This is a genomic window from Pasteurella pantherarum, from assembly GCF_049670885.1.
GTDB lineage: Bacteria > Pseudomonadota > Gammaproteobacteria > Enterobacterales > Pasteurellaceae > Pasteurella.
On record NZ_CP187173.1, the window covers coordinates 1866919 to 1881901 of the forward strand.

1 protein-coding gene is annotated in these 14983 nt (G+C 40.9%); it reads right to left on the bottom strand.

Annotation, left to right across the window (positions count from 1 at the left end):
- Positions 1-32 precede the first annotated feature (32 nt).
- Positions 33-14258 carry an ESPR-type extended signal peptide-containing protein gene (locus ACPEEM_RS08805; RefSeq protein ID WP_424406708.1) on the bottom strand — a complete coding sequence of 4742 codons (14226 nt, stop codon included), beginning with the start codon at positions 14256-14258 and terminating at the stop codon, positions 33-35.
- Positions 14259-14983 lie beyond the last annotated feature (725 nt).

Genomic DNA, 14983 nt, shown 5'->3' on the forward strand with positions numbered 1-14983 from the left:
CAATACCCTTGATTTATGTTAGCGGTGAGAAATTACCATTGATAACCGATGCTTCCCCCAATATTGACATCGCCATTGGTGTTAAAGCCACTTCCCAATTTAATGGAAATTTTGTTGTTATCGGAATTTCTTGAGTAACCGACTGCCACCGCAGACTGACCTTTGAAGTTCCCTACACCTAAGGAAACTAAGCTCTTACCTGCTTCGTTTGGACGTTGTAAGAACGCCACGGCTGTCGCACCCGCTACCCCTGCACGCATTCCTTTATCCAACTTATTAATGCGTTTATGTACATCACCAATTTTCGCATTTAATTGACCTACATTGACTGCATCAGTTGCCTCAATACCTGGTGCAACATTGGTGAGACGACTTGGTGAACCATCTGCTTTCGCAATGCGGATATTGCCATCTTTCGATGAACTAATACGAGGTCCTTGTGCACCACCAACTTGTACGCTTTCAAAGACAGGATTTTTACTCACCGTCACTTTAATTTCACGCACACCATCTGCACGGGTTTCCCCTGTGACCTTAGCAATATCATTACCACTGACAAACTCAACGGCATGGGCATTGCGGACATCGGCAGCATATTGGTTGTCTTTCGCACCAACCACAAAGCCTAGTTTACTTGCATCAGACACACTTAACGCATTGTTTGGATGAGAATGTGCAAGATCCGCTAAGCCACCTCTTGCTTTATCCATTGGCTGTGTTGCCTCAACAGGATTCACCGCTTCGGTTGCATTGGCTTTTAATACACCTTGTTCAAATTGATCTGGTGTATAGTATTTCGCATTTGCCCCCTGTCCAACTTGAATCAGTGGTTTGCCATCGGCACTCACTTTGTTGGCAATGGTATTGGTGCCAGATGCCACATTCCCCAACACCGTTGGTGCCCCAATTTCATTCGCTTTCGCCGTTGGGTTCACCAAGTTGGTGGTTAATTCGCTTGCAGGGATCGCTTCACCTATTGGATAACCATTCGCATTCACTTTGAAGTACTGATCACCCACTTTCGTCACTGGTGTACCATCTTTCGCTGTGTAAGTTAATGGTAAGCCTGTCATGTGAATGCTCACATCGGTTCTATCTTGTCCTGTTGCAGGATCACGAGTGGTTTCTGCTTTCGCCACTGTATTGCCACCATTGATGAAATTCACGACATCGTTTGGCGTCACTTTTTCCGTTTCTTGACCTGCAATGGTTGAGCCACCATTTTGTTTCACCAAGAAGCCTGCTTTATTAACTGTTTGATCTAATTGATCTTTGTTCACCGCCTGATCAGGTTGTGTTGCCCATCCTACATTGTTGAGGGTCACACCGCCGGTTCCTTGCTTGATGTTATCCTTCGCATTAGGATGCATTTTCACGGCTTCCGCTCTGGCAGTGTCAATCGCTTTCGCAATCTCCTCTGCAGGTGCATTTGGATTGGCTTTCAGTTTTTCACTAATCGCCTGTTGAATTGCCGCTTGAATTGGATCAACCACTTTATAGGCTTCATTGTTCACCCCATCGGCTTGCGAACCATTCGTCAACTGTGCCCCTTTGGTGAGTTTCGCAATAGCATCTTTCGCTAAGGCAGTTGGTGGTGTTGCACCATTTGCCACTGGTTTTAAGGAACCATCTGGATTGACTGCCTCTTTCGCATAGAATTGACCATCATTGGCTTTCACATATTCTTTACCTGTGGTTGGGTCGGTATATTTGAAGTCAATTGGTGAATCCACATCAACTTTTACCGTGGTAGTGGTCGTAATCACACCATGCTCGTCCACCACTTTCACTGTACCTAAGCTGGCAACGGTATTTTTACCGTCACTAAAGCGAACGTTGTCATTAGGATTGACTTTCTCCGCCTTACCGTCATTATTGTTGAAGGTAGTTTTATTCACTTCCTCTGATGTAGCTTTACCCACATTCCAACCTGAGTTTTGAATCGCATCACCCACTTGGTTACCTGTCACTAAACCTGCACCTTTGTTTTGTTTGTTCACTACGTTAGCCAATTCTTCCGTAGTTAAAGGTTTCGCCTCTTTCGTTGGTAAGCCCGTGTTCTGATCTAAATCAGATTTTTTGTAGTACTTATCACCTATTTTAATGACAGGTATTTCAGTGCCATTTTCACCTTTCAACACAGGCTCTTCACTGTTAGTGCCAATCACCTCACCAGTTTGCACACTCACTTTAATTTCACGTGTGCCATCTTCTCGGGTTAAGCCTGTCACTTTCGCTAAACCTTCACCGACAAAGTCCACTTTGTTGGTATTCCGCACTTGGTCTGTATAGCCACCCTCTGTTTGAGAAGCACTGACCACCCAGCCTAAATGTTGTAAATCACCAACGCTTGCGGCGTTATTTGGATTGGATTTTGCAAAATCTACTAAGCCACCTGTCCCCACATTTTTCGGTTTGGTGACAGGTTGTGCATCGGCTTTCGCTTGACCATTAGCTTCCACTTTATCAGCTTCATACCACTTACCATCATTAGCCAATTTCAATGCTTTATCCCCTTCACCTTTCGGTGCTTCAAAGGTGCTCGCACCGTTGGCAATATTGCTTAAGGTTGTTGGTTTTGTTGTACTATCGCCATCTGGATTAACCATACTTGCAACGAGTTTATCTGCTGGTATATCAGCTCCTTCTTCAACTTTAGGAAGCCCAGTGTCTTTATCGACTTTGTAGTACTTACCATCTGGTGCTTTCGCGACTTTATTCCCCTCTTTATCCGTATAGGTAACAGGCATACCCGTCACATCAACACGGACTTTGGTCACATCACGACCATTTTCACGAGTCGTGGTGGCAGTAACACTGGTATTGGTGCCGTTGACAAAATCTACCACATCATTTGGTGTGACTTTCTCAGTTTTACCATCTTCCGTTGAACCTTTATTCGCATCGTCCGTTAGGGTAGAAGTACCATTTTGTTTCACCAAGAAGCCCGATTTATTTACGGTTTGATCTAACTGATCTTTATTCACCGCTTGATCAGGTTTCTCTGCCCAAGAGACATTGTCTAAGTTCACCCCACCTGTGCCTTTCACAAATGTGTCTTTTTGGGTTGGGTTGGCTTGAACAAGTCTATCGGTTTCTGCTGCGATTTGTTCAGGCGTTGCATTTTGATTTTGTTTACGATAGTCATCCAAACCTTTTGCAATTTTATCTTGCATCTCATATGGACTATTTGCTTGACCATCTTTACCTAACCCATTAATCAACTGAGCTCCTTTATGCAGTTTCGCCACTTCTGTATCTTCTAATGCGGTTGGTTGCGGAGCACCTTCGGCAACAGTTTTCAACGAACCATCTGCATTCACATCTTCTTTCGCATAGAACTTACCATTATTGGCTTTAACATACTCTTTGCCATCAGCATCGGTATATTTAAAGTCAATTGGTGAATCCACATCAAATTTTACCGTTGTAGTGGTGATTTTATTGCCTTCTGGATCTAATGACTCCACGGTACCTAACGCCACACGAGTATTTTTACCATCGGAGAAACGCACATTATCATTTGGATTAATGTTCTCTACATTGCCTGCATCAAATTTAAATGCTGTTTTCGCAATTTCATCAGGGTTTGCTTTGCCTAAGGTCCAGTTAGATTTCTTAATCGCATCTGCCACCTTATTCCCCGTCACAAAACCTGTGCCATTGTTAATCGCTTTACTAGCAATTTCATCAGAAACTTTATTTTTTCCAGGTTTCGCTTTGCCCGTAGTAGGGTCAATGTCGTCTTTGTAGTAAAAATCTTCCCCTACTTTAATTAAAGTTTTACCATCTTCAGCCGTGTACTCATTACTTGGTACTACTTCACCCTCTTTAATGGCGATGGTAATTTCACGGGTATTGTCTTTAGTTTCACCCGTTACACTGATGCCCGTGCCGCCAATAAATTTCACTTCATTGGCATTGCGAACATCTTTGGCATAGTCATTACCATCGGCAGACACAATCCAACCCATATTTTTCGCATCACTCACGGTCATCACATTATTTGGATCAGAATGTTCTAAATCCGCTAAACCTGATTTTGCTTTTGTGACATTTGAGGTTGGTTCTACGCCATTTTCTAATGGAGTTTCGACTGCATTAGTATTCAATTTACCAGCAGTAAATTGATCAGGTGCATAGTATTTATCCCCGACTTTCACCAAAGGTTGACCATCCGCTGTTGCCGCTTTATCGGCATAGGTATTGGTACCCCCTGCCACATTGCCTAAACGTGTTGGTGTGGTGGTGTTGTTATCCTTCGCATTAACAAGGTTAACTTGCGGATTGTCTACAGCTACTGCGGTGTCTTTTGTTGTTCCATCCGCATTGACCTGATCTGGTAAGTAATATTTACCGTCATTGGCTTTCTTGAGCAGATTACCATTGGCATCGGTATACGCCATCACCGTATTCACTTTAATGGTATTCGTTTTACCATCTTCAGAGGCTTTTACGTCCACTGTTGTGCCAATACCATCCGCAAAGTTGACTGTATCAAATGGTTTGACAAAATCCACCGCCTTGCCATTGCCTTGTAAATTCCAGCCTGCATTTAACACATCCCCAATGGTTGCCGCATTGTTGAGAATAGTTGGTTTATAGTCATTATGCTCTTCATTGAAAGCATCTGGTAATGTTGGTGCTTTGGTTAAATCATTTGCAGTAGCAGGATCTAACGGCGAACCATCTGGTTTAGTCACTTTGCCTTCTTTATTAACACGATTTAAATTACCTTTTAGATTCGTTAAGGTCGTTGGTTTTCCTGCGGTGTTTTTATCATTTGATGGATTATTTATTGAGGCAATGATCTCGTTAGGCTGAACCTCTTTCGCTTTATCAGGTTCACCTTGATCATTTACCTCGTAGAATTTGCCATCTAGTGGATCTTTCACCACTTTTTTACCATCCGATTTGGTATACACCACAGGCAAGTGGGCTTTATTGATCACATCTTGTGCATTCACATCTACAGTAATGGTATGTGTTTCACCTTCAGTTTTACCTGATACCGTTGCCACACCCGTTCCGACAAATTTCACCTCATGGGCATTCATCACTGCTTGATTGTATGCGGTATTTAAATTACCTGTCGTTTTATCTGCAGAGACAACCCACCCCATTTTGCGTAAATCACCAACCGTCACCACGTTGTGTTCGCTAATTGGGGTATTGCCATCAGCATCTTTGGTATTTAAATCCAGTAAATTACCTTTTGATGTATTTAGGGTTGTTGGTGTTGTTTCAGAATAAGGTTTTAACGCACTGACCACATTGCCTAATGTGGTTGCTTCGCTTTTCACATTCGGTGCTGTACCTGGTTTAACAATATTAGTAATTAAATCGGCTACAGGAATCTCCTCGGCATCGCTTCCATCATCTTTCTTCGTGATTGGTTTGCCATTTGCATCAACTTTGTAATACTTATTACCCACTTTCACTACTGGGATGCCATCTTTAGTGGTGTATTGTACAGGTAAGCCCACTACATTTACGGTCACATCACTAGATGTGCCTTCTGCGTTTGGTGTAACAACTAACTGTGCATTTGCCCCATCAACAAAGTTGACTGTGTCATAAGGTTTCACAAAGTCTTTGCTTGCACCATTATTTTTCAAATTCCAGCCTGCATTAAGCACATCACCGACTGTGGCAGCATTGTGTTGTTTCGCAGTGATATCCTCAGCCGTTGGTGCATCTTGGTTATTTGCATTATTTGCAGGTACTGGCAAATTATGACCTAACCCACTAATTTTGCCGTTGTTCGCATCGTTAGGTTCGCTGAGATTTAGGTTTTTCGCCAATTTAATGGTTAAGTTGCCTGCACCATCAGAAACTACACCAATATTGTTATTATTGGAAAGTTTATCGGTTTGTGTTTCTCCCCCTTTAATAGTGAGTTTTTCACCCAATTTACGAGGGGAATCTGTACCTGAATCACCCGCAAACACTAAACCGTCATCCATGGTTGCTACTTGGCGTTTTTTCGCTGTACCATCAGCATTTTTAGTCTCATAAACGATTCTATCAATACCATCAGTAGGATCTGTGTTATCTACAGTAGATTTCCCTTTCTCCGTACCCATTTTCACAGTTGGCGTATGACCATTATCCGCCTTGCCTGTTAAGGTAATCGAACCGTCTTTGCCATCTATTGCGACAGAAGCACCCTCTTTTCCAGTCACTGTCAGATTGCCATCCACACCTTCTTGGTTGTTTGCTGTTTTACTGCCTAGCGTCATCTGATCTTTGGTTGCAACTTCATAGCCGTTAGCAATTTGTTTGATTTTGATGTTTTTACCAGCATCAAGCACAAAGGTTTCATCTTTCTTAATACAACCATCTTCACAATCTTGTTTGTCAAGTGCAGTAAATTCACCATCTGTGCTAGCTTTACCACCTAACTTAAAGTTAAAGTCATCAATGGCTTGATTTAAGTCGGAAACATTTACTGCATTATTCGGTGTTGCGTTTGCTGCTTCTGATAAGCTTTTACCGCCTAACCCACTAGCAATATTCGCCAAGGTAACTGGGCTATTATTATCTTTACCAACTAACTTCACTTTATTTGTTGGGGTTGATTCATCATTTGAGCTAGCATCGTCTGGCACATAAGCCAACGGTGTATCAAACTTAATGGTATTTGCCCCATTTGCAGTACCAATCGTCACTTTGGTGCCACGACCGTTGATAAAGTTCACTTTATCGCCATGTTTGACGAAATCTTTTGCAGTGCCATTTTCCTGTAAATCCCAACCAGAATTTAATACGTCTCCCACTGTAGCAGCATTGTTTTTGTTTAATTGAACAGATTCTGGTGCCGATGTTTGATTGTCCCCATCCGCTAAATTACTTTTTACATTAGCTAATGTGGTTGGGTCAGTTGTACTCCCTTTCGCATCATTCAATGAAGCAATTACATTTTCAGCTGGAACCTCTGGATTGGCTGGATTTTCAGGCTCACCTTGATCATTTAATTTGGTTCCTTCTGCATAGAATTTACCATTTGGCGATTTAATTAATTTTTTACCTGTCTTATCAGTGTATACCACTGGAATCTGTGCCGTTTCCACCACTTTTTGTGCATTTACATCCACCGTGATTTCACGCACACCTTCAGCTGAGGTTTTACCTGTAACGGTTGCCATATTGGTGCCAATAAAACGAACTTCGTTAGCATTTCGGACATCCTTGGCATAATCATTACCTGGTGCAGATACAATCCAACCCAGATTTTTCGCATCAGCTACTGTAAAGGCGTTTGTCCCCTCTACATTGACTAAATCTGCTAAGCCTTTATAAGCTTTTGATAAATTATCACCAAGAGGTGTTGCCGTTGAAATCTCCGTTGGATTTTGACCGTTTACTTTATCCCCACGATGTGTGCCATCTAAAGTGGTTGTGCCTGCAGCCACATTCTTCAAGGCTACAGCTTTATCACCATCACCTTTCAAGGTTAAGGCTGGATTAGTTGTATCCCCTGTCGTATTTAACGTGATCGATGATTTATTAGGCTCTGCTAATTTCAGTTCTTTAAACTCTGGTTTTTCGGAGAAATTGATGACTAACTCATTTTTTCCATTTGCATTATCTGCTTTAACATAAATATTTTTCGCAGATACCTCGGTATCATCCGCTTTTTCCCCTTTAATGGTTAGCTTAGTGCCTAAAGGACGCTTGATATCTGTATTAGCTGTATTACCTGCAAAAACTAGCCCTTCTTCAATGAGTTTGTTAGCCACATCAGCAACTGTTTTTGCGGTAACTAACGCTGTTGGTGTATCAGGGGTAAATGTTGTTTTATCACCTGTTTGTGTAACTGAATTTGTGATATTACTTGTTACCGCTGTTATTTTCTTACTGTTTGGATCAACCTGAATGGTTTGATCATCGGTTCTGATATTCACCGTCACCGTTGTCTTTTTATTATCGGTATTGGTCACTATTAAATCCGTTGCATTACCATCAACAAACTCAACGGTGTCATAAGGTTTCACAAAATCCACATCGTCCACTTGACCTTCTGCGGTTTTTGCTCCTCTTACATTAAAGCCCGCATTTAAAACATCACCCACGGTAGCGGCATTGTGCTTATTCACTCCAGCTTTCGGACCTTCTTGTTTATTTGCTGTATCTACAGGTTGATCTAGGTTATGAGCTAACCCACCCACTTCACCATTATTGGCATCATTTGGATCACCTAAATTTAATTTTTTCGCCAGTTTTACTGTTAATGTGCCATTAGCATTAGATTCCACACCAATATTATTTCCATTTGATAATTTATTAGTGTCTGTTTCACCGCCTTTGATCGTTAACTTCTCACCTAACTTACGAGGTGCATCCGCACCAAAATCGCCCGCAAATGTTAAGCCGTCATCCATGGTAGCAACTTGGCGTTCTTTTCCATTATCAGTAGTATAAGTGATGCGATTTATACCATCCGCAGGATCTGCTGCATCAAGCGTTTTATTTCCTTTTTTGCTGGTAATTTTTAAGCTTGGTGCTTGTCCATTGTTTGGTGCACCTGTTAAGGTGAGAGAGCCATCTGCCCCATCAATTTTAACGCCAGCACCGCTTTTACCTGTTACATTCAGGCTTCCATTTGTGCCATCTGGTGCATTTTTGCCAAGTTCAATTTGATCTTTGGTGGCAATTTCATAGCCCTTAGGAACTTGTTTGATCTTGATGTTCTTACCTGCTTTGAGCATGAAAGTTTCATCTTTTTTGATCTGTTTATCTTCATCAGTCGCCGTTGCTGATAATGCTTCAAACTCTCCCTCGGTTTTTTCACCACCTAATTTAAATTTATAGGCTTGAAGTGCGGTATTTAAATCTGAAACATTCACCGCATTGTTGCCGTTATTTTTTGCAGCGTCTTCTATGGTTTGATTACCCAAACCACTTGCCACATTTTTTAATGCGACAGGTGAATTATTTTGACCACCATTCAAGGTTAATGCTGGATTATTTGTATCCCCAGTTGTATTTAACGTGATCGATGATTTATTAGGCTCTGCTAATTTCAGTTCTTTAAATTCAGGCTTTTCAGAAAATTTAATCACCAAGGCTTTGTTTGTATCATCCGCAGTGACATAAATATTTTTACCTGAAACATCGGTATCGTTCTCTTTCTCACCTTTAATGGTTAACTTAGTACCAAGATCACGATGAACGTTCACAGTGTCATTATTGCCTGTGAAATCAAGCCCCTCACTCACAATTTTGTTTGCTACATTGCTCACAGTTTCCGCAGTAACTAATGAAGAACCTGTTGTTGGAGTAAAGTTTGGTTTACCATCAGCACCTTCAGTTGGATTAATTTCACTGGTTACAGCTTCAAGTTTTTTATTATCACCAACTTTAATCGTTGTTCCATCTGTGTTTACATCCACATGGATTTTGCTGGTTTTATTTGCTTCTGTCGTTACAACAAAACTAGTCGCATTACCATCAACAAAATCAATATTATCGTCATGCACCACAAAATCTTTGGCTGTGTTATTATTTTTTAGGTTCCAACCTGAATTAAGCACATCTTCCACTGTAGCCGCATTATTTTTGAAGAGCTGATTAAATGCTGGTGCAGAATCTTGGTTATCTGAGCTCATCAAATTGCTTTTCACATTTGCTAATGCTATTGGGCTATTTTGAGTTGCATTACTTCCACTGTTCATCGAAGCCATGATATTTTCAGGCTCAACAGCTTGATTATTCGGATTTGTCGGTGCTCCATTTTCATCAAGGTCTGTGCCTTCAACGTAGAATTTACCATTTTTAGATTTAACTAATTTTTTTCCTTCGGCATTGGTATACACCACTGGAATTTGTGCACTTTCCACTACTTTCTGAGCATTCACATCTACGGTAATTTCACGTACACCCTCTGTTGTGGTTTTTCCTGTTACGGTCGCCATATTGGTGCCAATAAAACGTACTTCGTGGGCATTGCGTACCGCTTCCGCATAGTTGTTATTTTGTGCGGAAACCACCCAGCCTAAATTTCTAGCATCAGCAACGGTGAAGGCATTGGTTGCATCTGAACCATTTAAATCAGCTAAACCTGTATAAGCTTTTTTTAACTTAGGTTGTAATTCGGCTGGTGCATTATCAAATTTAGTTGAAGCATCAAGTAAATTTTTATCTCCTCGATGCTCTCCCGTGAGTGTCGTTGCACCAGGTGCCACATTTTTCAGTGCTACAGCCTTATCTCCACTTGTCAAGGATAACGCTGGAGTATTCGTATCCCCTGTTGTGTTTAAGGTAATTGGGGCTTTACCATTTTCTACTAACTTAAGCTCTTTAAACTCTGGTTTTTCGGAGAAGTTGATAATTAATTCATTGGCGTTGTTATCCGCTTTGACATGGATATTTTTGTCTGAAACATCGGTTTCATCAGCTTTTCCACCTTTAATTGTCAACTTCGAGCCTAAAGGACGTTTAACTTCAACATTCGCAGTATTCCCCGCAAAATTTAGCCCTTCTTCAATCAGTTTATTGGCAACATCAGCAACCGTTTTTGCAGTCACTAATGCAGTTGAAGTCTCAGGATTAAAGGTGATTTTTTCACCCACCTTAGTTGGACCTGTGATATTACTGGTTACTGCGGTCAGTTTTTTGCTTGTTGGATCCACTTTTATTGTTGTGTTATCCGTTTGTACATTGACTTTTACAGTGGTTTTTTTGTTATCCGCATTGCTGAGAATAACTTCTGTGCCCTCACCTTTTTCAAACTCAATGGTGTCATAAGGTTTGACAAAATCCACATCTTCCACGTTACCGCCAGCAGATTTTGCTCCTCTCACATTAAAGCCTGCATTTAACACATCGCCCACTGTGGCGGCTTTGTGTTGATCAGGATTTGCTGTTGGTGCTTCTTGCTTGGTATTTTGAGCTGGAACAGGCAAATTATTTGCTAAACCGCCAATACTGCCATCATTCGCATTATTATTTCCTAAGGTGATGTTTTTCGCGAGTTTAACGGTTAAATTACCATTACCATCTGAATCTACCCCAATATTATTACCATTTGATAAGTTACCGCTGTTTGTTTCTCCACCTTTAATGGTGAGTGTTTCACCTAATTTACGACGAGATGCGGTGCCAGAGTCGCCCGCAAATGTTAAACCGTCATCCATAGTGGCAACTTGGCGTTTTGTGCCATTGTCTGTATAAACAATACGGTTCACTCCACCTGCAGGGGTATTATTAATTATTGGGTCGCCCTTTTCAGTGGTGATTTTTAAGCTTGGTGTGTGTCCATTACTTTGAGCCCCTGTTAAGGTGAGGGAGCCATCTGCACCATTAATATTTACACCCGCTCCATTTTTACCTGTTACGTTAAGGCTTCCATCTGTACCACTTGGATCATTTTTACCTAACTGAATCTGATCTTTGGTCGCAATTTCATAGCCATTCTCGATTTGTTTGATTTTGATATTTTTGCCTGCTTTGAGCATGAAGGTTTCATCTTTTTTGATCTTTTTATCTTCATCATTAGACGTAGTTAAGGCTTCAAATTCACCATCAGTATTAGCTCCACCCAACGTAAATGAGTAGCCACTAATCGCATTATGTAAATCTTTTACGTTAACAGCGTTATTTGGATTGGAAGCAGCGGCATTTGCTAAATCTTGATTACCTAAGCCACTATTTACATTAGTTAATGTAACTGGACCACCATTATTTGCCCCAAAGAATTTGACGGTATTGGTTGGGGTTGCTGATTCGGTATTCGTATTTCCAGTATCTGGAACATAAGCCAACGGTGTATCAAATTTAACATCATTAACGCCATTTGTAGCTTTCGTGATATTCACCTGTACGCCACGTCCATTTTTGAAATTGACGGTATCACCATGTTTCACAAAATCTTTTTCTGTGCCGTTTTCTTGTAAATTCCAGCCTGAATTTAGCACGTCGCCCACAGTGGCAGCATTATTTTTATTTTGTGCAACGTTATTAAAGTCAGGTGCTGTTGTGCCATTGTTATCTTCTGCTAAATTGCTTTGAATATTAGCCAAAGTCATAGGTGCTGTTGTGCTATTGCTACCACTATTAATGGAAGCAATGACGTTAGCAGGGTCAATTTCTGCACCATTAGGTGCCTGATCTGCTTTAACAAATTTTCCATTATCTTTCTTGATTAATTTATTACCCTGTTTATCGGTATACACCACAGGGGTTTGTGCCGCTTCTACGACTTTTTGGGCATCAACATCAACTTTGATTGCGGTAACTGTTTTATTATTAGCTTCATTTTTTGTGCCTACACTGACTTTTGTAAAGTTACCATCCGCAAAACGCACTTCATCGCCAGCCTTAACCTCATCTTCTGCATCATTAAATGTGATTCCACTAGCACTAGTTAATTTCCCTACTTTCCAAGAAGAACTATTAATGGCATTTGCCACTGTGGTCGCATTAACTAATTTGGCTCCATTGTCACTTGTTGGAGTATTCACTTTTCCATTTGTTACGGTTAAATCAGTATCAACAATATCAAAGGTCACTTCAGTAACGCCGTTTGCTTCTTGCGTGATATTTGAGGTGGTATTTTTACCATTGGCAAATTTAACGGTATTCCCTGGGGTAACCACGCCTTTTGTCGCATTATCATTATTGGTAATGTTGAAACCTGTATTGATATATGTATTTAAACCAGAAAGGGCGGCACCGACATTTGTGAATGGAGCATTAGTGAGTTTAGTATTCCCATTCCCCGCAGTATTATCTGTTTCTGAACCTTTATATAAAGTGTAAGAAGGTGCAGTAATATTGTTGCCTTGAAGTTGTGAGCCCCCCCCTAAATGCGTGGCGGTGGCTTTGGCGAGGTTGGCGACGGTGTCTGCCACCATATAAAGTTGAGAACCGTTAACGGCATCGGTAGAGGTGGCTGAAATGTTACCTGGGGCGAGGTTGACGATTTGGCGTCTGTGAGTACTGTTACCGACAGACACCACATGTCCTTTGCTCACATTGTTGTGTCCAGCGAAATTAGAATAGGTGATTTCATTAACCGTGGCTTGCGTTTCTTTCGTACCATTTTGTGTGCTACTGCCCGTGCCTAATACCACCGCATGTTCAAAGCCTGAGGCAATAGTAATATTATTCCCTAAAGCAACGGCATTGGCACTATTTACTTCGGTGTTATAACCCGCTGCAATGGCTTTGCTCGCTTTGGCTTGGGCAGATTTACCCAAAGCAATGGCTTGTTCATGACTTGCCTTACTGCTATCACCGATCGCAATTGCTTGATTGGCAGAGGCATTGGCAGATTTCCCTAAAGCGACTGCTTGTGCACCTGATGAATTGGCTTGTTTACCAATTGCAACAGCTTGCTCACCTGATGAGTTGGAAACTTCACCAATGGCTATTGATGCATTAGCCAAGGCTTTAGCGGCTGTTGCTTTTTTATCTGAAGCACCAATAGCAATCGCATGCTCACCTGTAGTTTGAGTATAAGCACCAATTGCTAATGAGCCTTTTGCTTCCGCTCGTGTATCTACCCCTATAGCAAGAGTTCGCCCTTCCTTGGCATACGCCATTCGCCCATACGCCATGGCGTTCCAACCACTCGCAGTGGCATTATCACCAATGGCGATACCATAGGTACCAGGATTCAATACCCAAGCTTCACTACCAATGGCAATAGCACCCAACGCATTAATTTTTCCTGAACTAGCTGCATCTTCTGGTGTTAAATCATAACGTCTACGCCCACCATTATCTGGTCCTGGTGTCCCCGTTCCGCCTGTTACTGCACCATGACCAATAGCATAGGAATTAGAACCTGCTGCAACGGTTTTTGAACCACCATAGTTACCTGTTGAAATCCCTATGGCTAATGAGGCATTACCAATGGCTGACACATTGTAACCAATGGCAATATTCCCCGCTACCGCATTTGCGGTACTGACACTTTGTGCAACTGTATTGACCCCAATGGCAATATTACCTTTATTGCCACTGTTACCTCTTGCCCCGCCCGCCTTGGTGCCATCATTACCGCAAGCCAAATCATTATGATCAAATTTACACGGGGTGCCAGCTCCACCAGCCACAACTTCAGTATTGTTTGCCAAAGCAGGCATGGTAAACAGCAACGCCCCCGTGATGGAGATACCAAGAAAAATCACTTTTGGCGATTGACGTTTATCGGTTTGACTGTTGGTTTTTCCATGAGATTTCGTGAGCTCGGAGACGGCAATCCAAGTTTGTGTGGCATGGTTCCAGATAACTTTAAATATTTTATTCATAGCAGGCTTATTCCTTTAATTTTATAAAATAAAAAAATGCGGGGCTTTCAATCTTTCGCGGTCCCTGTTGCTGGTTCAGGGAAGCCCATTCTGTGTAAAAATCACCCAATATTATTCATGAAAAAATAGGCTTAATAAAGATTATTTTAAATAAATTTACAAAAATTTACTTTAATTCCAAAATTTCTTCCCATTTTCTACTGAATATCAAACTTCGCATTAATTCTTTTTTTAAAATTAATATTTTCTTTAAAATCAAAAGGTTAAAATAACACAATAGTGGTCTGATGTCATTGTTTTCTTTTATTCCCTTTGTGCATTATAACCATATGGAGTGATACATTTTTTAATTTTTCTAAAAAGGTATTTTTATTTAAATAACATAAAGCGATCTTCATTAAATTTAAGTAAATAAAATTCAATTTTGTTATTTTATTTTTTCTTTGACCCGTTATATTTACCCCGTATTATGAGATAACGCCTTGTTATAAGTATTCTTTTTTATGTCAATCTTTTTTAAATAAAGGCAAAAAATGCAAAAAATTTCGCATTTTGTTCCTTGGTTATTTTCTAATAAAAGCCTTTTCATTTTTTCGCCATTTAATGATTTTTAAGAGGAAAAAAGTCGGTTTTTCTGATTATTTTTTACACTTCTTTTGGTGTAATAAAATTTAAGGGATAACCCAAAGGGAGGATTTTCGCTGAAATGATATTGCGAGATCCCA